Annotated in this window: 20 protein-coding genes; 12 read left to right on the plus strand and 8 right to left on the minus strand. The window is 72.2% G+C overall.

The features are described from left to right. Window positions 1–74: 74 nt before the first annotated feature. Window positions 75–1,184: a succinyldiaminopimelate transaminase gene (gene dapC, locus DVR05_RS12075; RefSeq protein WP_116245957.1), complete on the minus strand. Its 1,110-nt coding sequence runs from the start codon at window positions 1,182–1,184 to the stop codon at window positions 75–77. Window positions 1,185–1,365: 181 nt separating this feature from the next. Beyond that, on the minus strand, window positions 1,366–1,683 hold the full coding sequence (gene fdxA / locus DVR05_RS12080; RefSeq protein ID WP_017596988.1) for a ferredoxin: 318 nt from the start codon (window positions 1,681–1,683) through the stop codon (window positions 1,366–1,368). Between the two features lie 186 nt (window positions 1,684–1,869). On the opposite strand from fdxA, the gene DVR05_RS12085 reads away from it, so the two are divergent. The 3 genes from DVR05_RS12085 to DVR05_RS12095 all read left to right on the plus strand — a co-directional run bounded on the left by DVR05_RS12085 (window position 1,870) and on the right by DVR05_RS12095 (window position 4,951). Then, complete coding sequence (locus tag DVR05_RS12085; RefSeq protein WP_116245958.1) at window positions 1,870–2,127, plus strand: hypothetical protein; 258 nt, start codon at window positions 1,870–1,872, stop codon at window positions 2,125–2,127. A 239-nt stretch (window positions 2,128–2,366) separates the two neighbouring features. Next, on the plus strand, window positions 2,367–3,728 hold the full coding sequence (locus DVR05_RS12090) for a hypothetical protein (RefSeq protein ID WP_116245959.1): 1,362 nt from the start codon (window positions 2,367–2,369) through the stop codon (window positions 3,726–3,728). A gap of 212 nt (window positions 3,729–3,940) precedes the next feature. Next, a complete protein-coding gene (locus tag DVR05_RS12095; RefSeq protein WP_116245960.1) occupies window positions 3,941–4,951 on the plus strand; it encodes a site-2 protease family protein in 1,011 nt (336 codons plus the stop codon). A 12-nt stretch (window positions 4,952–4,963) separates the two neighbouring features. On the opposite strand, the gene DVR05_RS12100 is transcribed toward DVR05_RS12095, so the two are convergent. Both DVR05_RS12100 and mshB read right to left on the minus strand, forming a co-directional pair. Continuing rightward, complete coding sequence (locus tag DVR05_RS12100; RefSeq protein ID WP_116245961.1) at window positions 4,964–5,428, minus strand: hypothetical protein; 465 nt, start codon at window positions 5,426–5,428, stop codon at window positions 4,964–4,966. A 47-nt stretch (window positions 5,429–5,475) separates the two neighbouring features. Next, complete coding sequence (gene mshB / locus DVR05_RS12105; RefSeq protein WP_198659149.1) at window positions 5,476–6,342, minus strand: N-acetyl-1-D-myo-inositol-2-amino-2-deoxy-alpha-D-glucopyranoside deacetylase; 867 nt, start codon at window positions 6,340–6,342, stop codon at window positions 5,476–5,478. A gap of 138 nt (window positions 6,343–6,480) precedes the next feature. Here mshB and DVR05_RS12110 point away from each other — a divergent pair, with 138 nt between their 5' ends. From DVR05_RS12110 to DVR05_RS12125, 4 genes are all read left to right on the plus strand, one after another. Then, window positions 6,481–8,691 carry a S9 family peptidase gene (locus DVR05_RS12110; protein ID WP_116245962.1) on the plus strand — a complete coding sequence of 737 codons (2,211 nt, stop codon included), beginning with the start codon at window positions 6,481–6,483 and terminating at the stop codon, window positions 8,689–8,691. 120 nt (window positions 8,692–8,811) lie between these two features. Further along, entirely contained in the window at window positions 8,812–9,186 is a 375-nt protein-coding gene (locus DVR05_RS12115; protein ID WP_116245963.1) for a DUF3054 domain-containing protein, read from the plus strand. A gap of 47 nt (window positions 9,187–9,233) precedes the next feature. Further along, a complete protein-coding gene (locus DVR05_RS12120) occupies window positions 9,234–9,902 on the plus strand; it encodes an RNA methyltransferase (protein ID WP_116245964.1) in 669 nt (222 codons plus the stop codon). Between the two features lie 106 nt (window positions 9,903–10,008). Then, entirely contained in the window at window positions 10,009–10,644 is a 636-nt protein-coding gene (locus tag DVR05_RS12125) for an N-acetyltransferase (protein ID WP_116245965.1), read from the plus strand. A 207-nt stretch (window positions 10,645–10,851) separates the two neighbouring features. Here the strand turns inward: DVR05_RS12125 and DVR05_RS12135 are convergent, their stop codons facing one another. Next, the gene (locus DVR05_RS12135; protein WP_116245966.1) at window positions 10,852–11,499 is read right to left on the minus strand and encodes a TetR/AcrR family transcriptional regulator; all 648 of its coding nucleotides are present in this window, start codon (window positions 11,497–11,499) and stop codon (window positions 10,852–10,854) included. Window positions 11,500–11,588: 89 nt separating this feature from the next. Between DVR05_RS12135 and DVR05_RS12140 the strand changes: the two genes are divergently transcribed. The 3 genes from DVR05_RS12140 to DVR05_RS12150 are packed head-to-tail and all read left to right on the plus strand — an operon-like array spanning window position 11,589 to window position 14,421. Further along, window positions 11,589–13,121: an FAD-dependent monooxygenase gene (locus DVR05_RS12140; RefSeq protein ID WP_116245967.1), complete on the plus strand. Its 1,533-nt coding sequence runs from the start codon at window positions 11,589–11,591 to the stop codon at window positions 13,119–13,121. Continuing rightward, on the plus strand, window positions 13,118–13,786 hold the full coding sequence (locus DVR05_RS12145; protein ID WP_116245968.1) for an MBL fold metallo-hydrolase: 669 nt from the start codon (window positions 13,118–13,120) through the stop codon (window positions 13,784–13,786). The genes DVR05_RS12140 and DVR05_RS12145 overlap by 4 nt, the downstream gene beginning before the upstream one ends. A 47-nt stretch (window positions 13,787–13,833) precedes the next feature. Beyond that, the gene (locus DVR05_RS12150; protein ID WP_116245969.1) at window positions 13,834–14,421 is read left to right on the plus strand and encodes an ATP-binding protein; all 588 of its coding nucleotides are present in this window, start codon (window positions 13,834–13,836) and stop codon (window positions 14,419–14,421) included. A 79-nt stretch (window positions 14,422–14,500) separates the two neighbouring features. Here DVR05_RS12150 and DVR05_RS12155 read toward each other — a convergent pair whose 3' ends face one another. The 3 genes from DVR05_RS12155 to DVR05_RS12165 are packed head-to-tail and all read right to left on the minus strand — an operon-like array spanning window position 14,501 to window position 17,846. Next, window positions 14,501–15,247: a succinate dehydrogenase/fumarate reductase iron-sulfur subunit gene (locus DVR05_RS12155; RefSeq protein ID WP_116245970.1), complete on the minus strand. Its 747-nt coding sequence runs from the start codon at window positions 15,245–15,247 to the stop codon at window positions 14,501–14,503. Continuing rightward, window positions 15,244–17,190, minus strand: a complete 1,947-nt coding sequence (locus DVR05_RS12160; protein ID WP_116245971.1) for a fumarate reductase/succinate dehydrogenase flavoprotein subunit — start codon at window positions 17,188–17,190, stop codon at window positions 15,244–15,246. The genes DVR05_RS12155 and DVR05_RS12160 overlap by 4 nt, the downstream gene beginning before the upstream one ends. Next, a complete protein-coding gene (locus DVR05_RS12165; RefSeq protein WP_255423085.1) occupies window positions 17,190–17,846 on the minus strand; it encodes a succinate dehydrogenase cytochrome b subunit in 657 nt (218 codons plus the stop codon). Before DVR05_RS12165 ends, DVR05_RS12160 begins: the two co-directional genes overlap by 1 nt. 131 nt (window positions 17,847–17,977) lie before the next feature. Between DVR05_RS12165 and DVR05_RS12170 the strand changes: the two genes are divergently transcribed. Both DVR05_RS12170 and DVR05_RS12175 read left to right on the plus strand, forming a co-directional pair. Further along, window positions 17,978–18,997, plus strand: a complete 1,020-nt coding sequence (locus DVR05_RS12170) for a LysR family transcriptional regulator (RefSeq protein ID WP_116245973.1) — start codon at window positions 17,978–17,980, stop codon at window positions 18,995–18,997. Between the two features lie 305 nt (window positions 18,998–19,302). Continuing rightward, window positions 19,303–20,115 carry a hypothetical protein gene (locus DVR05_RS12175; RefSeq protein ID WP_116246254.1) on the plus strand — a complete coding sequence of 271 codons (813 nt, stop codon included), beginning with the start codon at window positions 19,303–19,305 and terminating at the stop codon, window positions 20,113–20,115. The last annotated feature ends 24 nt before the right edge of the window (window positions 20,116–20,139 follow it).

A 20,139-nucleotide genomic window follows, 5' to 3' on the forward strand; every position in this document is an offset into this window, starting at 1 on the left:
CCGTAGGCGTCCGTTGAGGGTGGTGGCGGGCGACGGGCGGGCCAAAGCGAAGCGGAGGCCCGCGAACAACACTGCTACGACGCCAGGCGCCTGACCGCCGCGTCGACCCGCTCGTCGGTCGCGGTGAAGGCCACCCGGACGTGCCGGGCGCCCGCCGGTCCGTAGAAGTCCCCGGGGGCCACCAGGACGCCGCGTTCGGCGAGGACGGACACCGCGCCCCACGCGTCGTGTTCGGGGTGGCTCGCCCACAGGTACAGCCCGGCGTCGGAGTGCTCGATCCGCCATCCCGCGCCCTCGAACGCGGCGCGCAGGCGGGAGCGGCGCGCACGGTAGCGCTCCTTCTGCTCGGCGGCGTGCTCGTCGTCGTCCAACGCGGCCCGCATGGCGGCCTGTACCGGGGCGGGGACGATCATCCCCGCGTGCTTGCGGACCGCGAGCAGCTCCCCGACCAGGGCCGGGTCACCGGCGACGAACGCGGCGCGGTAGCCGGCCAGGTTGGAGCGCTTGGACAGCGAGTGCACGGCCAGCAGGTTCTCGTGCGAGCCGTCGCACACGTCCGGGTGCAGGATCGAGACCGGTTCCCGGTCCTCCCAGCCGAGGTCGAGGTAGCACTCGTCGGAGGCGACGACCGCCCCCCGCTCGCGCGCCCACTGGACGACCTTGCGCAGATGGGGTACGTCGAGCACGCGGCCGGTGGGGTTGCTCGGCGAGTTCACCCACACGAGCCCGACCGGCGCCGGTCCGAGCGCGGTCAGCCCGTCCGAGGCGACCGGGGTGGCACCCGCCATGCGGGCGCCGACGTCGTAGGTGGGGTAGGCCAGTTCGGGGTGGACGACCGTGTCGCCCTCGCCCAGGCCGAGCAGGGTGGGCAGCCAGGCCACGAGCTCCTTGGAGCCGACGGCGGGCAGGACGGCGCCCTCCTCGACGCGGACGCCGTGGCGGCGCGCCAGCCACCCGCGGATCGACGCGCGCAGCTCCGGGGTTCCCCAGGTCATCGGGTATCCGGGGGAGTCGGCGGCGTCGGCCAGGGCCTGGCGCAGGTTCGGCGGCACCGGATCGACGGGGGTGCCGACGGAGAGGTCGACGATGCCGTCGGGGCTGGCCGCGGCCGTGCGCTTGTACGGGGCGAGCCTGTCCCACGGGAAGGTCGGGAGCCGGTCCGTCACGCGTCGCCGTTCGGCCATCGGTGCGTTCTCCATCCGGGTCGGAGGGGTCGGGAAACCAGGGTCGGAACAAGCGTCGCGCCGACCCCCGGCCGGGGGTCGGCGCGACACTCACGTTCGGCTGTCCACGCGGGGACAGCACCCTCTGCGCCAAGGGGGTGCGTGTGACCGGCCGGTGCGCCCGGCCGGTCGTCCGGGCGTCCTAGGCCTGCGGCGGGAGCTTGGCCACGAGCGGGTGGTCCCGCTCGATCTTGCCCACCTTGGAGGCGCCGCCCGGCGAGCCGATCTCGTCGAAGAAGTCGACGTTGGCCTTGTAGAAGTCCTGCCACTGGTCGGGCAGGTCGTCCTCGTAGTAGATGGCCTCGACAGGGCAGACGGGCTCGCACGCACCGCAGTCGACGCACTCGTCCGGGTGGATGTAGAGCATGCGCTCGCCCTCGTAGATGCAGTCCACAGGGCACTCGTCAATGCACGCCTTGTCCAGCACATCAACACAGGGCTGCGCGATGACGTAGGTCACGTCGAACTCCTTGATCTCACCCCCGCGCTCCACCGGGGAGGGCGGGGACCTTCGGAGTCCCGGGGAGGGACCGGCGTGCGGGCGCCGACTCCCCCGGTTCCCGGGCTCCGCAAGCTGTTGGCACAGATGTCGTTCTCCTAGTATGGCGTCGGAGAATACCCAGCGCACAATCGGGGGTGGCGTTCGATGCACTTGAGGGGTCGTCTGGTGCACCGGATCACCCGTGGGGACGTAGGAAAACGGGTCTCCGTCCGAATCCGCCTCCCCGATCAGGGTTTCACCGATATCGTCGGTGTCGTGGAGTCCTGGACGGACGGCGTGCTGACCCTGCGCCGCCGCGACGACTCGGCGGTCGAGGTCGCCGAATCCGACATCGCCGCCAGCCGTGTCGTTCCCCCCGTGCCACCGCGACGACATGACGGGCGTCCCCCACAGGCGCCCTGACGGTCGCGGCCGTCCCGGTGCCACGACGACAGTCCGAACACACCGACGGCGCCCCGGACGGCACCGGGACGCCAGATCAGCCCTGAACACAGGCATTCTTCGCCCCGTCCGGGGTAGAAGACGGCAGAGCCCCGCCATGAGCACGAGCCAGCTCCGCGGGACACAGGAGAGCACCGCGCCCCGGCGTCACCCCACGCTGAGCGGGCGCCCGGCACGGCGGGAGGTGGTGAGCGCCCATCATGCGCGAAGCAGTCGCGTCCGCCCTCGCGGAACTGGCCGGACGGGACGAGCGGGCGGCCGGGTCCGCGCGTCAGGCGTTGGACACCCTGTCCCCCGAGCACGACGTCGAACGGCTCACCCAGTACGCCGTCCAGCGGTTCTGCTGGTTCGAGCTCCCCGCACGGTTCCCCCGGTCCGTGGACGACCGGGTGTTCACGGCCCGCTCCCTCGGCACGCTCTTCTCCCTCCTCGAACTCCACCGCTACGCCCAGGTGTGCTCGGCGCCGGAGACGGTCGCGCTGCTGTCCATCGGCGACGACGACCACGGCACCAGGCTGGCCCTGTACGAGCGGCTCATGTGGGAGTCGGGTGTGGAACCGCCGGACCTGCCCGAACTGACGTGGGGCGGCGCGGTCGGCGACGCCGAGATCCGGGCGCGCCACGAGACCGCCGCCGCGCTGGAACTGGCCATCACGGTCGGTGACGTGCGTCCGGGCAAACACGGATGGCGGACGGCGCAGGAGCGGTTCGCCCGCTCCTTCCTCACCCAGCCCGACCGCCGGGGCCTGAGCCACCTGGACCGGATCCGGGAGGAGCGGGTGCGCGCGTGGATCGGATCGTCCGTGCATCCGCACAGGCAGCGCCTGTGGCCGCTGGTGGGGCAGATCATCGCCGGGGCGGACGTCCCGCGTGGGGCGGACACGGCCCTGGCGCCGCTGCGGGCTCTGCTGGACCTGGCGGCGGACGGGATCGTGCTCACCCAGATCGGGTACATCGCGCCCGGAGTGGTCCGGCAGATGTGCGCGGACTTCGGGTGGCACACCTCGCCGGACCCCCCGCGCAGCGAGACCGACGCCACCCAGTTGATCGCCCTGCACCAGGTGCTGCGCGGGATGCGCGCGGTGCGCAGGTCGGGGCGGCGACTGGTGCTGACGCGGCGCGGCCGGCAGTTGCGCGAGGACCCCGAGGCTCTGTGGTGGGCCGTCACCGAGACGCTGTGCCGGACCGGCGGCATCGAGCAGGCGGCGGCGGAGACGCTGCTGGGGCTGCTGTTGGCGCGGTCGCCGCAGGGGGCCGGGTCGCACGCCCGGCGCGGGGAGTCGGACGTGGTGACGGCGGAACGGGTTCTGACGGAGTCCGGGTGGGTGCCCGCGGAGGTCCCGGTGTCCGCGGGACGGCACGCGGCGGCGCGTCGCAGGACCGCGGAGACCGCGTCGGACCAGGTCCGGGCGCTGGTGATGGCGGTCGGTTGGCTGCTGGAGACCCTGGGTCTGCTCACCGAGGACGATGGCGAGGGTCACCGGGAGCTGACCGCTCCGGGGCGGGCGTTCGCGATCGCGTGCCTGCACAAGTCCGCGGTGGCGCCGCGCGCGGTGGTCTAGCCGGTGTTCGTCGTGGTCCTCCGCTTCGCCCCGGCCCGTGTTCGGGCGCCCCGAAGGCGGGGATGCCTCATCCTCGGCGGCGCCTGACGCTCGTTCCTCGCCACGCGGCCCGCCTCGCCCGCCACCACCCCTCGCGAAGCGACCCTGGGCGATGGCGGGCCACGGGAGGGCCTAATCTGGACCGCGAACCACCCGCGATCAGCAGGAGCGCCATGCCCACGCCCGAGACGCCGCAGAGTGCGGACACGACCGACGGGCCCGGACCGGACACGGCCCCGGACGCCGGGGACGCGCGCGGCACGGACCCGTGGGAGCGGATGCCCCAGGACGCTCTCAACGTCCCGGACCTCGATGGGGACACCGAGGACGAAGGCGTGGCGGGTGAGGACGCGAGGCTCGCCGAAACCGCCGCGCCGAAGCGCGACGTGTCCGGCGGCTGGTCGGACTTCCTGCCCAGCCCGGTGTTCGTGCTGCTGCTGGGCCTCGTCGGTTTCGCGGGCTGGCTGTCGTGGACGGCGGTCGAACTGGACTGGGCGGCCGAGGGGACGAGCGTCACACCGCTGATCCCGCCCCTCCTCATCGTCCTGGGGTGGATCGCCTCGGCGACCGTGCACGAGTTCGGGCACGCGCTCGCCGCCTACCTGGCCGGTGACCGCTCCCTGCGCGGCAGCGGCTACCTCAGGCTCAACCCCTTCGCCTTCCGGGAGACCTTCGGCGGCCTGGTCCTGCCCGTGGTCTACCTGTGCCTCGGCGGCCTGGGGCTGACCGGGCCGCCCACCTACGTGACGTGGGACCGCGTCCCGGCCTCGCGCCGTGCCGCGGTGGTGCTCGCCGGTCCGCTGGCCAGCCTCGTGCTGTCGGCGGCGCTGACGGTCACCGTCTCGGTCCTCGTCCCGCCGGGCAACGACACCACCAACTGGGCGATCTCCTCGATGGCCTTCCTGTCGCTGGCCAACCTGACGGCGGCCGTGGTCAACCTGCTGCCGATCCCCGGCCTGGACGGGTTCGAGCTGCTCGCGCCCGCGCTGTCGGACAGGGTGGCCGGTTTCCTGCGCGTCAACGCGCTGTACTTCTCGATCGCGGTCTTCGCGCTGCTGTGGTTCCCGACCGTCAACGACGTCTTCGTCGACGCCTTCTACCGGTTCTACGACCTGGTCCTGCCGAACCCGGCGTACCCGGGCATGGTGTTCTTCGGTCAGCTGCTGCTGCGGTTCTGGGCCTGACCCCCCGGAGCGTCAGCCGCGGCCGTCGTCCCCGAGGGGACGGCGGCCGCGCGCGCTTCGGACCGAGCTGACCACCACGGCCGCCGCCAGTGCCAGCATCGACCCGAGCTGGTAACCGTTGTGGATCATGTGACCGGTGAGCACGATGTCGCCGCCGGGCGTGTAGCCGATCACGACGAAGACGGAGAGCACGAACCCCACCGTGAAGGCCATCGCGGCGTCCGGCGTCCCGCTGCCCCACGCCAGGAGTCGGCAGCCCGCGTACAGCAGGGCCGCGTAGACCAGGAGGGCGACCACCGCGATCGTCGGCACCGGCTGTCCCGCCTCCCAGTACCGGGTCAGCCATCCCGCGCACAGGGACGACACGAACCCGACCACCGCCCCCAGCGGCGCCACGACGGCGAGCGTGGCCAGGTACACCAGGATCGAGGCGCCACGGCCCCGTGCGGCCCCCGCGTCGGTCTCGGTCGTGGTCATGTCAGTGGAGGATACGCGGCCGGCCCCGCCGTGTCCGTCGGTGCCGCTCACAGGCCCGCGAAGAGGTCGGTCTCGAACTCCCCGCCGACGGTCCTCGGCGTCGGCCCCATGAGCAGGGTGAAGTGCTCCACGGCGTCGATCTCCTGCGCGATGCCGTTCGACAGCGCGAACCGCTCGCCCTCCACCGCGATCTGGGTGGCGTGCGCGCGCATCGCGAGCGCCTTGGCCGCCCAGTGGTCGGTGGCGTCGATCCGCGTGGTCACCGCCGAGTCGGGCGTGCCCAGGGCGATGTCGGACACCCGGGAGGGCGGCGTGAAGGAACCGGGCTCCTCGGCCAGGCGGGAGATGGACGCCTCGATCCGCGACACGGGCTGGGCGATCGCATAGAGCTTGCGGACCTGCCAGGGGGTCCCCGGCATGGTGCGCTCCCCCGCCTTGACGCAGGCCCGGCGGGTGACCCGGTGCGCCTGGATGTGGTCGGGGTGGCCGTAGCCCCCGTTCTCGTCGTAGCTGACCACCACGTGCGGACGCGTCTGGCGGATCAGCTCCGCCAGGAGGGTCGCCGCCTCCTCGACGTCGGCCCCGCAGAAGGCGCGGGGGTGGTCGTTGGCGGGGCCGCCGGCCATCCCGGAGTCGCGGTAGCGGCCGGGGCCGCCGAGGAACCGGTGGTCGCGCACGCCCAGCGCGACACAGGCCTTGTCGAGTTCGCCGACACGGTGTTCGCCCAGCGTGTCGTCGCGGTCGGCGGCCAGGTGCGCGAGCTCGTCGGGGATGACCTCCCCCTCCTCGCCCAGGGTGCAGGTCACGAGGGTGACCTGCGCGCCCTCGGCCGCGTACTTCGCCAGCGTCGCCCCCGTGACGATGCTCTCGTCGTCGGGGTGCGCGTGCACCATCATCAGTCGCCTGTCCATCACGTAGCGAACGATACCGGGCGGACCGCCCCTCCTCCGACCGGCCGGCCTCCGGGGTCCGGCTCCCGCTCCCCGGGCCCGGGGAGGGGCTCGCCACGGTCGGCGCGACGGGACGGCCGGGTGATGGGACACAATCGCCCTATGAGCTTTCCTCGCCAACTGGCCCGAACCCACCGCTTCACCATCGGTGTCCCGTACGCGTTCGAGATCTCCCCGGACGGGCGACGTGTCGCCTTCCTGAGGGGGCGGGACGGCGTGGACACCGCCACCTGTCTGTGGGTGCACGAGACCGAGGAGGGTACGGCCTGGGTGGCCGCGGACCCCCGGGCGCTCGGCGCCGATGACGAGAACCTCCCTCCGGAGGAGCGCGCCCGCCGTGAGCGGCTGCGGGAGAGCGGCGGCGGCATCGTCTCCTACTCGGTGGACGACGCGTTCACCCGTGCCGTGTTCGCCCTCTCGGGGCGGCTCTTCTACGTGGACCTGGTGGGCGACGACAACACCCCCCGCGAGCTGCCCGCGACCCAGCCGGTCGTGGACCCCCGGATCAGCCCGCGCGGCGACCGCGTCGGCTATGTGAGCGGCGGCGCGCTGCGTGTGATCGACATCGCCGCCGCCGAGGAGGACCACGGGGACCGCGTCCTGGCCGAGCCCGACGGGGAGCACGTGACGTGGGGTCTGGCGGACTTCGTCGCGGCCGAGGAGATGAGCCGGTACCGCGGCTTCTGGTGGGCTCCCGACGGCGGGGCGATCCTGGCCACGCGGGTCGACGAGGCCGACGTCGCCCGCTGGTACGTGGACGACCCCGCCAGCCCGGGGCAGGAGCCGACCGCCCTGCGCTACCCGGCGGCCGGGACCGCCAACCCGGACGTGCGGATGGCGGTGCTGTCGGTGGGCACGGCGGGCCAGCACCGGGCGGACGGCCCGGGCGAGCCCGCGTGGATCGAGTGGGACCGCGCGGCGCTTCCGTACCTGGCGCGGGCGGGCTGGACCACCGGCCCCGACGGGACTCCGACGGTGGTGTTCACCGCGCAGAGCCGCGACCAGCGCACCATGACGCTGTTCAGCGCCGACCCGGTGACCGGCCTGGTCGCCGAGGTGCGCACGGACACCGACGACGTGTGGCTGGAGATCGTGTCGGGGGTGCCCGACCACACCGCCTCCGGTGACCTGGTGTGGGTGGCGCGCGATCCGGAGCACGGCGAGCGGCGGGTGTACGTGGGCGACCAGCCGGTCAGCCCGCCCGACGTGTACGTGCGTTCCGTGGTCGACGTGGACGGGGACCGGGTCCTGTACTCGGGTTCCCCGGCCGGGCGCCCCGGGGTCGTGTCCCTGTGGCTGGTGGACCTGCCGACGGGGCTGGCCGCGCCGGTGGAGGTGCCCGGACACGGGTGCTCGACCACCTCCGACGCGGAGGCGCACAGCGGGGTGCGGTCGGGGCGGCTGCGCGGTGACACGCTCGTGGTGCAGCACCGGTCGATGGAGTTCCCGGGCGTGCACACGCTGGTGTTCCGCAACGCCAGTTCGGAGACGCAGCGGGAGCTGAGCGAGATCGCCAGCTTCGCGGAGAGCCCCGACCTGCCGGACCCGCTGCGGGTGGAGAGGTGGCGGGCCGGCGAGCGGGGCATCCCGACCGCGCTCGTGCTGCCGTCCTGGTACCGGGAGGACCTGCGTCCGCTGCCGGTGCTCATGGCTCCGTACGGCGGACCGCACGCGCAGCGGGTGCTCAACGCGCGGGGGGCGTTCCTGACCGCGCAGTGGTACGCGGATCAGGGGTTCGCGGTGCTGATCGCGGACGGTCGGGGCACCCCCGGCGTCGGCGTGGAGTGGGAGCAGGCGATCCACCTCGACCTGGCCACGCCGGTCCTGGAGGACCAGGTGGCGGCGTTGCGGGACGCGGCGGAGCGGTACCCGTTCCTGGACACCTCACGGGTGGGGATCCAGGGGTGGTCGTTCGGCGGGTACCTGGCGGCGTTGGCGGTGCTGCGCAGGCCGGACGTGTTCCACGCGGCGATCGCGGGCGCCCCCGTCATCGACTGGAAGCTGTACGACACGCACTACACCGAGCGGTACCTGGGCACGCCGCAGGAGCGGCCGGAGGCATACGAGGGCAGCTCGTTGCTGGCGGACGCGGCGAAGCTGGAACGGCCGCTGATGATGATCCACGGCCTGTCGGACGACAACGTGGTGTTCGCGCACACGCAGCGGATGTCGTCGGCGCTGCTCGCGGCGGGGCGCAAGCACACGGTGCTGCCGTTGTCGGGGGTGACGCACATGCCGTCGGACCCGGTGGTGGCGGAGAACCTGATGCTGCTCCAGGTGGAGTTCCTGAGGGACAACCTCACCGGGGAGTAGACGGGACGGGCGGGGCGGGGGCGGGTCGCGTCGGTCCGCCCCGGGGGTCCCCGGCTCGGCGGCCCCTCCCGCCGCCCGACCCGCCGAACGGTCCGCCGAGGGTGGCCATAGCCTGGGGGTATGCGTTCCTTCGCGGTGCCGCTCGCGCTGGCGGCCGACCTGGTGTGTGTGCTCGCCTTCGTCGTGATCGGCAAGGTCGACCACGAGACCGGACTCGCCCTGCCCGCGGTGGCCTCGACCGCGTGGCCGTTCCTGGCCGCCCTCGCCCTCGGCTGGGCGGTCACCCTGGCCTGGCGCTCACCGCTCCGCATCTGGCCGACCGGTCTGTTCGTGTGGGCGGTGACCGTCGCCGGGGGCATGGTGCTGCGCCTGGCCACCGGGGAGGGGGCGCCCCTGAGCTTCGTCCTGGTCACCTCCGCCTTCCTCGCCGTGACGCTCCTCGGCTGGCGCGCGGGGGCGCTCCTGGTCACCGGGGGGCGTCGGCCGACCGCCTGAGGGGAGGGGGCGGCATCGACCCGTGGAGGCTCCCTAAGCTGGAACGGATGAACGAGCACACCGCACCCGCGACCACCCCGACGCCGCCTCCCGGTGAGGATGAGGCGCGCGAGGTGGGTGTGGGCCCGTGGGTCGGCCCCTGGCCCGAGGACGACCGGTACGATCCCGAGCTCCTGGCCGGGGGAGACCGCCGCAACGTCGTGGACCGCTACCGCTACTGGCGGCGCGAGGCGATCGTCGCCGACCTCGACGCCGTGCGACACCCCTTCCACGTCGCCGTGGAGAACTGGTCGCACGACTTCAACATCGGTTCGGTGGTGCGCACCGCCAACGCCTTCGGCTGCGCGGCGGTGCACATCGTCGGCCGTCGCAGGTGGAACCGGCGCGGCGCCATGGTGACCGATCGCTACCAGCACGTCCACCACCACCCCGACACCGCCGCGCTGCTGGAGTGGGCCGGGGAGCGCGGGCTCCCGCTGGTCGGGATCGACAACCTGCCCGGAGCGGTCCCCCTGGAGACCCATCCGCTGCCCCGCGAGGTCGTCCTGGTGTTCGGCCAGGAGGGTCCGGGGCTGTCGGAGGAGGCCCGGAAGGTGTGCGAGGCGGTGCTGTCGATCGCGCAGTTCGGGTCGACGCGGTCGATCAACGCGGGAGCCGCCGCGGCGGTGGCGATGCACGCCTGGGTACGGGCGCACGTGTTCGGCCAGTCGGTGTGAGCACGCGGCCGGTGTGAGCCTGGCCACCGCGGCCCGGACCCGGATCCGTCGTGACACTCCCGTGATCTACCATGTGCGGAACGCCCCCTATCGGAGAGTTCTTGGGATGAGTCCGATCGCCACCGCCGCCGTCCGCCCCGCCACGATCGACGACGTGCCCGCCGTGGCCCGGGTCCTGAGCCGGGCGCTCCACGACGATCCGCTCTTCCGGTGGCTGTTCCCCGACGAGGAGCAGCGGATGGCCCGCACCCGGCGCCTCTTCGCGCTGGCGGCGGGCTTCGGCTACGTCCCGTCCGGGGACACCCGCGTCGCCGAGATGGCCGAGACCGCCGCGGACTCCCCGGTGGTCCGGGCGGCCGCGCTGTGGGCGCCTCCGGCGGCCAACCCCGAGGGGCCGCTGGTCTCGCCGCGCTCCTGGCCGCACTGGGGGCCGCTGGTCGGTCGGACCCGGATGAGCGCCTTCGTCCGACTCTTCGCCGAGTGGAAGATGGCCGCGCCCCAGGAGCCGCACCTGTACCTGGCGGCTCTGGGCGTCGACCCCGCCGTCGAGGGCGCCGGTCTGGCCCGGGGGCTGCTGTCCGCGGGTCTGGCCCGGGCCGACGCCGAGTACACGCCGGTCTTCACCCAGACGCTCGACCCCGCCGCCGTGGCCTTCTACCAGCGGTTCGGTTTCGAGGTGGTCCGCGAGGTCGAGCACCCCGGGGTCGGCACCAGCCGCTTCCTCCTGCGTGCTCCGATGTAGGAGGAGTCACCGAAGGGCTACGTAGGACGACGCCGCGCGTCCAGCACGAGCCGTGACCGAACCCCGGTTCCACGGGAAGAGGCGGCGCGCATGGCCTCCACGACTCCGGCGGACGCCCGCGTCCGCACCGCGACGACGAACCCCGTCCCACGGGCGCCACGGCTTCCGGGTGGTGCGCGCGGTCGACGAACCGTCGGCGCCCCCGGCCTACTGCATGCTGCGTCCCTCCGCGGCCTGAGCCGCCCCCGCCCGGGCCGGTCGGGGGGCGAGCAGACCAGCCACCAGGTCACGCGCGGCCCGACCGTAGTCGGCGGAGGACAGCTCGGGCTCCCAGGCCCGCTGGAGGATGTAGCCCTGCACCAGGCCGAGCACCACGCGGGCCGTGGCCAGCGGGTCCACGGACTCGGGGATCTCGCCCTCCGCACAGCCGAGGGCCACGCGTTCACGCAGTTGGTCGACCACGCCGTCGACCCCCTCCTGCAGCACCTCGCCCAGCGCGGGATCGCGCAGCGCCTCACCCCACGACTGGACGGCCAGGCGCGTTCGCGAGTCGGCCCTGTCCATCGCCTCGATGGTGGCGGGCAGGTCCCCGACCAGCTCGGGGAAGGGCCTGCGCCGCGCGATCGACTCGCGGACCACGCCCTGCACCGCGCCGATCGCGTCCAGGGCGATCGCGGCGATGATGGCGTCCTTCCCCGGGAAGTAGCGGTACACGGCGCCCGGTGACAGACCGGCCTCGTCGATCACGTTCCGCATGGACGTGCGGTGGAAGCCGTCCCGGGCGAAGCACGTGGCGGCCGCGGCGAGGATGTGCTCCCGGCGCTGCGCCAGGTAGGCGTCGGAGACTCGTGGCATGCGTACATAGTAGAACGAACGATCGTTCTTGACAGATGCCCCTCTCCCGAGGAAGCTAAAAAGAACGAACATTCGTTTTAGGAGATGTCATGATCGACGTCCTCATCGTGGGAGGGGGCCCGACCGGGCTCGCCCTCGCCGCGCGCCTCCTCCAGTTCGGGGTCCGCCCACGCGTCATCGACAAGCACGCGGGCGTACTGGAACTGACCAAGTCCGCCGCCCTGCACGCCCGCACCCTGGAACACCTGCGCGACCTCGGCGTGGCCGACACGGTGCTGGCCGAGGGTCAGCGGGTGGACGTCCTGACGCTGCGGACCGGGTACCGGGACCGGATCTCCGTGGACTTTCGCACCCTGGCCGACACCGCCTACCCGTTCATGGTGGACATCCCCCAGGCACGCACCGAGCACCTGCTCATCGACCTGCTCGCGGAGCACGGTGTGCGGGTCGAGCGCGAGACCGAGTGCGTCGGGATCGAGCAGCACGCCGACGGGGTCCGTGCGACGGTCGTCGCCGACGGCCGGTCCCGCACCCTGGAGGCCCGCTGGGTGGTCGGGTGCGACGGGTCCAGGAGCACCGTGCGCGAACTCCTCGGGATCGGGCGCGTCGGCGCTCCCTACGCCGACGACTGGGTGCTGTGCGACGCCGTCGTCGACTGGCCCCTGCCCCGGAACGAGATGGCCTTCTCCGGCGACACGGAGGGAATCTTCGGCGTCTTCCCGCTGCCCGGCGACCGCCGCTACCGCCTCGCCTACACCGCCACCCCCGGGGTGGCGCCCAGCATCGAGGACGCCCAGCGCGGCATGGCCCGCACCGGGGTCGACGGGACCATCCGCTCCGTCGACGAGTTCTGGACCTTCTCGCTCGCCCACGAGCAGGCCGTCCGCTACCGGAGCGGACGGGTGTTCCTGGCCGGGGACGCCGGGCACGTGCACACCCCGTTCGGCGGCCAGGGCCTCAACCTGGGCGTCGGCGACGCGATGAACCTGGCCTGGCGGCTGGCCGCCGTCCTCGGCGGCGCGGACCCCGGCCTGCTCGACGGCTACCAGGACGAACGCCACCCGGTCGCGGCCGAGGTCATCGCCTTCACCCACCGGGGCGCCCAGGCCATGCTGCTGCGCGGCGACCCGCGCCGCCACCTGCGTGACGCGGCGCTGACCGTGCTCCGGTCCTCCGAGCGCGCACGGCGCGCACTCGCCCGCCGGTTCTCCCAGCTCGACCACCGCTACCGCGGCGCCCCGGGCACCGGGGGCCGCGCGGGCGGCCTGGTCGGGGGCGACCGGCTGCCCGACACGGAGTTCTTCGACGGCCTCGCCCAGCGCACCCGCCGCCTGCACGACCTGCTGCCGCGCGACCGGCACACCCTCCTGCTCACCGACGCCACCCAGGCCGACGGGCTGTCCGTGCCCGACTCCCGCGCGGTCCGCCTCATCACGCCGGACTGGGCGGCGGCCCACGCGGACCGGGGCGTGCCGACCGCCCTCGACCGGGGACGCGCGGCGGAACGGCTGTACGGCTCCGCCTACCTGGTCCGGCCCGACCGGCACATCGCCCGGATCGGTCCGGCCGGGGAGCTGGCCTCCGTCCCGACCGCGCCCGTCACCCGTGAGGAGTCCCGATGAACACCTCCGTCGTCCCGTTGCCGCTGGGCGCGTCCACCGCCTACGCGATCCGGGGGGAGCGCACCGTCCTCGTGGACACCGGTTTCGCCGACGGCGAGGACCGGCTGCTCGGTCGCCTGGTCAAGGCGGGTGTCTCCCCCGCCTCGATCTCCCTCGTCGTGCTGACGCACTGCCACCCCGACCACGCGGGAGGGGCCGCCGGACTCCGCCGGCGGCTGGGGGTCCCGGTGGCGGTGCACGAGGCGGAGGTTTCGTGGGCCAGGTCCGGGACGAGCGAGTTCTACGCCCCGTTGGGCCTCTTCGGGCGGGTCCTGCGGCGCACCCTGGACACCGGTTTCCCGGCGTTCACCCCGGACGTGGTCCTACGCGACGGCGCCGACCTCGCGGCCCACGGGGTGCCGGTGGACGTCCTGCACACCCCGGGGCACACCCCCGGATCGATCACCCTCCTGCACCGGGACGGCGGTGAGGCGCTCGTCGGGGACCTGCTGGCCGGGAGCATGACGCGGCGCGACCGGCCCGGTCCGCCCTTCCTCGCCCAGGACACCGGCTCGATCCGACAGAGCGTGCGGCGGGTCCTGGACACACGGCCCACGCGGTTCCTGTTCGGCCACGGCCGCCCGGCCTCGGCCGCCTCGGTCCGTCGCCTCCTCGGCTCCGGCTGAGGCATGCGCGCACCCCGGGTGACACCCCCCGCTGCCAGACTGTCCCCATGCTGATCGTCATGAGCGGGCTGCCCGGAACCGGGAAGAGCACCCTCGCCCGCGCGCTCGGGAAGGAGCTCGGCGCACCGGTGCTGTCCGTCGACCCGGCCGAGGCCGCCATGCGGCGGTCGGGGGTGGGGCGGGACCAACCGACCGGGTTGGCGGCCTACGTCGTGGTGGAGGCGCTGGCCTCCGACGTCCTCGCCCTGGGCCTACCCGTCATCGTCGACGCGGTCAACGACGCGCGGGAGGCCCGGGACCGGTGGCGCGGCCTCGCCGACCGGCACGACCGCCCCCTGCGGTTCGTGCACGTCGTCTGCTCCGACGCCGACCTGCACCGCCACAGGCTGGAGAACCGCACCCGTGACCTCCCGGGTCTTGCCGAACCCGGGTGGGAGTCGGTCGAGGCCCGCCGGATCGGCTTCGCCGGCTGGACCGGCGAACGGATCGTGGTCGACTCGGTCCGCCCGCTGGCGGACAACGTCCGGGCGGTGGTCGACGGCCTCGCCGCCGACCGTCGCACGGCGGGGGTGCGCGAGTTCTCCCCGGAGATCGCCGACCGGGACGCCGGACTCCTCCGGCGACTGGCGGAGTAGTCCCCTCCCCACGCGGCGGGGCCGCGCCCCCTGGAGGTCTCCAGGGGGCGCGGCCCCGTGCGACGCTCGGGACCGGCGGTCAGCCGATGCCCTTGCTGAGCGAGCCCAGCAGGTCGCGGTTGAGCTGGGAGATGGTGTCCAGCGGGATGCCCTTCGGGCAGACCGCGGCGCACTCACCGATGTTGGTGCAGCCGCCGAAGTCCTCCTCGTCGTGCTGGTTGACCATCTTCACCACGCGCGAGGCCCGCTCCGGCTGCCCCTGCGGGAGCATGCCCAGGTGGGTGACCTTCGCGGCGGTGAACAGCATGCCGGAGGCGTTCGGGCAGGCCGCCACGCACGCGCCGCAGCCGATGCAGGTCGCGGCGTCGAACGCGCGGTCGGCGTCGTCCTTGGGCACCGGGGTGGCGTGGGCGTCCGGGGCGGTACCGGTCGGGGCGCTGATGTAGCCGCCCGCCTGGATGATGCGGTCGAAGGCGCCGCGGTCCACGACCAGGTCCTTGACCACCGGGAACGCCTTGGCGCGCCACGGCTCGACGGTGATGGTGTCACCGTCCTTGAAGCTGCGCATGTGCAGCTGGCAGGTGGTGGTGACCTCCGGGCCGTGGGCCTCACCGTCGATCACGACACCGCAGGCGCCGCAGATGCCCTCACGGCAGTCGTGGTCGAAGGCGACCGGGTCCTCGTCCTGAAGCGTGAGCTTCTCGTTGAGGACGTCGAGCATCTCCAGGAAGGACATGTCCGGCGAGACGTCCGAGAGCTCGTAGTTGACCATCCGGCCCTCGTCGTCCGGGCCCTTCTGGCGCCATACGCGCAGGGTGATCTTCACTTGTAGCTCCGCTGCTTCATCTCGACGTACTCGTACTCCAGGGGTTCCTTGTGGAGCACGGGCTTGCTGTCCTCGCCACCGAACTCCCAGGCCGCGACGTAGGCGAACTCGTCGTCGTGACGCAGCGCCTCGCCGTCCTCGGTCTGGCTCTCGGAGCGGAAGTGGCCGCCGCAGGACTCGCGGCGGTGCAGGGCGTCGATGCACATGAGCTCGCCGAGCTCCAGGAAGTCGGCCACCCGGCCGGCCTTCTCCAGGGCCTGGTTGAGCTCGTCGTTGGTACCGAGCACCTTGACGTCGCGCCAGAACTCGGCGCGCAGCTCGCGGATGCGCTCGATGGCCTTGGTCAGGCCCTCCTCGTTGCGCTCCATGCCGCAGTAGTCCCACATGATGTGGCCGAGCTCCTTGTGGAAGGAGTCGACGGTGCGGGAGCCCTGGATGGAGAGCAGCTTCTCGATCCGGGAGGTGACCTGCTCCTTGGCGGCGACCGCCTCGGGGTGGGTCTCGTCGAGCTTGTCGAACGGGCCGTCGGCCAGGTAGTCGTTGATGGTGTTCGGCAGGACGAAGTAGCCGTCCGCCAGACCCTGCATCAGCGCGCTGGCGCCCAGGCGGTTGGCGCCGTGGTCGGAGAAGTTGGCCTCACCGGTCACGAACAGGCCCGGGATGGTGCTCTGGAGGTCGTAGTCGACCCACAGGCCGCCCATCGTGTAGTGCACGGCCGGGTAGATGCGCATCGGAACCTCGTAGGGGTTCTCACCGGTGATGCGCTGGTACATGTCGAACAGGTTGCCGTACTTGGCCTCGACGGCGGCCCGTCCCATGCGCTCGATCGCGTCCGCGAAGTCCAGGTAGACGCCCAGACCGCCGGGGCCGACGCCGCGGCCCTCGTCGCAGACGTTCTTGGCGGCCCGGGAGGCGATGTCGCGCGGCACCAGGTTGCCGAAGGACGGGTAGATGCGCTCCAGGTAGTAGTCGCGCTCGTCCTCGGGGATCTGGCGCGGGTCGCGCTCGTCGCCCGCCTTCTTGGGCACCCAGATGCGGCCGTCGTTGCGCAGCGACTCACTCATCAGGGTCAGCTTGGACTGGTAGTCGCCGCTGACCGGGATGCAGGTCGGGTGGATCTGCGTGTAGCACGGGTTGGCGAAGAGCGCGCCCTTGCGGTGCGCGCGCCAGGAGGCCGTGACGTTGCAGCCCATGGCGTTGGTGGACAGGAAGAACACGTTGCCGTACCCGCCGGAGGCCAGGACCACGGCGTCGGCGAAGTGCGTCTCGATCTCGCCGGTGACCATGTCGCGGGCGATGATGCCGCGCGCCTTGCCGTCCACCACGATGAGTTCGAGCATCTCGTGGCGGGTGTTCATCTTGACCGTGCCCGCCGCGACCTGGCGCTCCAGGGCCTGGTAGGCGCCGATCAGCAGCTGCTGCCCCGTCTGGCCGCGCGCGTAGAAGGTACGGGAGACCTGGACGCCGCCGAAGGAGCGGTTGTCGAGCAGGCCGCCGTACTCGCGGGCGAAGGGCACGCCCTGGGCGACGCACTGGTCGATGATCTCGACCGACGTCTGCGCCAGGCGGTAGACGTTCGACTCGCGGGAGCGGAAGTCGCCGCCCTTGACGGTGTCGTAGAACAGCCGGTGGATGCTGTCGCCGTCGTTGCGGTAGTTCTTGGCGGCGTTGATACCGCCCTGGGCCGCGATGCTGTGCGCGCGGCGCGGGCTGTCCTGGTAGCAGAAGGACGTGACGTTGTAGCCCGCCTCGCCCAGGGTCGCGGCGGCCGAGGCCCCGGCCAGGCCGGTGCCGACGATGATGACGGAGAGCTTGCGCCGGTTCGCGGGGTTGACCAGCTTGGCCGAGAAGCGGCGCTTGTCCCAGCGCTCGTTGATCGGGCCCTCGGGCGCCTTCTCGTCCCGGATGGGCTCGCCCTCGATGTACAGGTCGTTGTCAGACATTAAGGCACCAGTCCAAAGGTGACCGCCAGAGGCGGAAGGAGGAAGCCGACGGTCACGACCAGCGCGATGGTCACGGCCACGGCGTTGATCTTGCCCTGACGGCCGGCCTTGTTGGCGCCGAGCGTGGCGGCGCCGCTCCAGATGCCGTGCCGCAGGTGGAAGCCGGCCGCGATGACCGCCGCCACGTAGAACAGGGTCACGTACCAGTACTCGGGCTGGAAGCCGTTGACGAGCCGCTCGTAGGGGCTGTCGGAGGCGCCGCCCGGTGCGATGACGTTCACCGTCAGGTGCAGGATGTGGAAGATCACGAAGAGCGCGATCAGGACGCCGCCCCAGCGCATGGTGTAGGAGGCGTACGTGCGCTGCACGCGCTTGGTCACCTGGTACCGGTGGACGCCGCCACGCGCGCGGTTGTCGCGCATGGTGAGCACGACCGCGCAGTAGATGTGGATCAGGACGCTCGTCAGCAGGACGACGCGCGCGATCCACAGGAAGCCCCCGTGCGGGAGGAGCGGCTCGCCGAGCTCGCGGAGCCCCTCGGCGTAGCCGTCGAAGGCGTCCTGTCCCAGGAAGACTTTGAGGTTGCCGTACATGTGCGCGATCAAATACAGCACCAGGATCGCACCGGTGACCGCCATCGCTGACTTGAGCGCCACCGTGGACCCGTAGGCCGTAGACCGCTTCTTGGTCAAGGTACTGTTCGCCACAGCCTGCCACTTTAAAATCGAGTTAAGTCTGACGTCCAAGTCATCAGGACGCTGGTGTCCATAGCTCTAGGCTATGGAGCATGCAGTTCCAGCAGCTCGCGTACTTCGTCGCGGTAGCCCGCACACGCCATTTCACCCGCGCAGCCGAGCTTTCGCGCGTCGCGCAGCCGAGCTTGAGCAAACAGATCCGCAGCCTTGAGCGGGAGTTGGGCGCACCGTTATTCAGTCGTGCCAGGGGAAACATCACACTCACACCGGCGGGTGAGGCGCTCCTGCCGCTGGCCCAGCGGATGCTGACCGACCTGGAGACCGCCCGCCGCGAGGTGGCGGAGCTGGCCGGGGTCCGCCGGGGCCGGGTGCGGCTGGGCGCGACCCCCTCGCTGTGCGCGGGGCTGCTGGCCGACGTGCTCGCGGACTTCCACACCCGCTTCCCCGGTATCGAACTCCAGGTGGAGGAGAGCGGTTCGCGCGACCTCATCCGCGACCTGGGCCGCGGCGAGCTGGACCTGGCGCTGATCATCCTCCCCCTGCAGAGCAGCGATCCGGACTTCGCCACCACTCCGATCCTGCGGGAGAACCTGGTGGTGGCCAGCCCGATGAGCCAGCCCTCGCCGAACGGCCGCGCCTCGATCCGCATCACCGAGCTCCAGGGCCGCCCCCTGGTCATGTTCCGGCGCGGGTACGACGTGCGCGAGGCGACGCTGCGCGCGTGCCGGGCCGCCGGGTTCGATCCCGAACTGGCCGTCGAGGGCGGCGAGATGGACGCCGTGCTCCGGTTCGTGGAGGCGGGCCTGGGACTGGCGGTCGTGCCGAGCATGGTGCTGCGCAACCGCCCCGGCCTGCGCGGGACGCCCCTGGCCCGCCCGCGGCTGCTGCGGACGGTGGCGCTGGCGCACCGCAAGGACGTGGAGCCCTCGCACTCGGCGGACGCCTTCCGCCGCCACCTCAACCGGTACCTGCTGGACCTGACGCCGAAGGAGCTGGGTCCGGACCTGGAGGTACTGATTTCGGCCACGGACGCGGGCGCCCCGGAGGAGGCGCCGGACGGCGACGAGGACGCGGCCCCCGCGCCCCGCAGCAGAAAAAAGGGCCGAAGCTAGCAGGTTCCTCTCACTTCACCCCAATACCACAGTGGGCGAAGTTTCCAAAAACACTATTTGCGACAAAAGCCCACAAAGGGCATCAAAATTCCACGCAAGAGTGGCGCATTTCACACACGTTCACCCCGTGTTTCTTGGCCACTGGAACGTGACCGTGATCACAGCACCCTAACGTTGCGTTGCAGACCGGCTTCGCTACTGCCTCTCCCCAGCCGTCCAGCACGCCCGGAGAGCGGCCGCGGCCACGGGGCGCAGACCGCCCGCCCGTGCGCCCGGAGCTCTCCACGAAAGAGGTGGAGACCACGGTGACCTCGACCGAAAGCGCGCGACCGGGCAGCGGCCGGGCGCGCGTCGCCCAGCGCACGCTGCGCACCGACCGATGGTGGCTCGGCCCGACCCTCACCACACTGGGCCTGGCCGCCTTCGTCGTCTACAGCACCGTCCGCGTGTTCCAGCAGGACCACTACTGGGTCCAGGAACACCACTACCTGACCCCGTTCTACTCACCGTGCGTGGCGCAGCAGTGCGCGCCGGACGCGGCCCTGTTCGGGCGGCTCCCCGTGGAGTTCCCGCCCTTCGTCCCCTACGCCCTGATCAGCCTGCCGATCCTGCTGCTGTTCCGGGTGACCTGCTACTACTACCGCAAGGCCTACTACCGGTCGGTCTGGCAGGCGCCCACCGCGTGCGCCGTGCGCGAGCCGCACCGCTCCTACACCGGCGAGACCCGGCCGCTCATGCTCCCCCAGAACGGCCACCGCTACTTCTTCTACGCCGCCTTCGTCATCACCGTGATCAACACGTGGGACATGGCGGTCGCCTTCGGCCACGGCGCCGACGGAGGCTTCGGGATCGGCGTCGGCAACCTGATCATGCTCGTCAACGTGCTCATGCTCTGGGGGTACACGCTCAGCTGCCACTCCTGCCGCCACGTCTTCGGCGGGCGCCTGCGCACCTTCCGCACCCACCCCGTCCAGTACTGGGTGTGGACCCGGTTGTCCACGCTCAACAACCGGCACATGTACTTCGGCTGGTTCAGCATCGCCACGCTGATGGCCACCGACGCCTACATCGCCCTCGTCGCCAGCGGCGCCATCACCGACCTGCGGATCCTCAACTGAGCCCCGGGGAAGGAAGACACCGGT

The sequence above is a fragment of the Nocardiopsis sp. FIRDI 009 genome, assembly GCF_003386285.1.
Taxonomy (GTDB): Bacteria; Actinomycetota; Actinomycetes; order Streptosporangiales; family Streptosporangiaceae; genus Nocardiopsis.

What these genes read in the sequence shown, in the direction of transcription:
- DVR05_RS12120 (WP_116245964.1), top strand. Translation starts at nt 9,234, where the DNA reads ATGAACGAGCACACCGCACCCGCGACCACCCCGACGCCGCCTCCCGGT.
- DVR05_RS12100 (WP_116245961.1), bottom strand. Translation starts at nt 5,428, where the DNA reads ATGACCACGACCGAGACCGACGCGGGGGCCGCACGGGGCCGTGGCGCC.
- DVR05_RS12160 (WP_116245971.1), bottom strand. Translation starts at nt 17,190, where the DNA reads ATGTCTGACAACGACCTGTACATCGAGGGCGAGCCCATCCGGGACGAG.
- DVR05_RS12140 (WP_116245967.1), top strand. Translation starts at nt 11,589, where the DNA reads ATGATCGACGTCCTCATCGTGGGAGGGGGCCCGACCGGGCTCGCCCTC.
- DVR05_RS12135 (WP_116245966.1), bottom strand. Translation starts at nt 11,499, where the DNA reads ATGCCACGAGTCTCCGACGCCTACCTGGCGCAGCGCCGGGAGCACATC.
- DVR05_RS12170 (WP_116245973.1), top strand. Translation starts at nt 17,978, where the DNA reads ATGCAGTTCCAGCAGCTCGCGTACTTCGTCGCGGTAGCCCGCACACGC.
- DVR05_RS12095 (WP_116245960.1), top strand. Translation starts at nt 3,941, where the DNA reads ATGCCCACGCCCGAGACGCCGCAGAGTGCGGACACGACCGACGGGCCC.
- DVR05_RS12150 (WP_116245969.1), top strand. Translation starts at nt 13,834, where the DNA reads ATGCTGATCGTCATGAGCGGGCTGCCCGGAACCGGGAAGAGCACCCTC.
- DVR05_RS12090 (WP_116245959.1), top strand. Translation starts at nt 2,367, where the DNA reads ATGCGCGAAGCAGTCGCGTCCGCCCTCGCGGAACTGGCCGGACGGGAC.
- DVR05_RS12110 (WP_116245962.1), top strand. Translation starts at nt 6,481, where the DNA reads ATGAGCTTTCCTCGCCAACTGGCCCGAACCCACCGCTTCACCATCGGT.
- DVR05_RS12115 (WP_116245963.1), top strand. Translation starts at nt 8,812, where the DNA reads ATGCGTTCCTTCGCGGTGCCGCTCGCGCTGGCGGCCGACCTGGTGTGT.
- dapC (WP_116245957.1), bottom strand. Translation starts at nt 1,184, where the DNA reads ATGGCCGAACGGCGACGCGTGACGGACCGGCTCCCGACCTTCCCGTGG.
- DVR05_RS12125 (WP_116245965.1), top strand. Translation starts at nt 10,009, where the DNA reads ATGAGTCCGATCGCCACCGCCGCCGTCCGCCCCGCCACGATCGACGAC.
- DVR05_RS12145 (WP_116245968.1), top strand. Translation starts at nt 13,118, where the DNA reads ATGAACACCTCCGTCGTCCCGTTGCCGCTGGGCGCGTCCACCGCCTAC.
- DVR05_RS12085 (WP_116245958.1), top strand. Translation starts at nt 1,870, where the DNA reads ATGCACTTGAGGGGTCGTCTGGTGCACCGGATCACCCGTGGGGACGTA.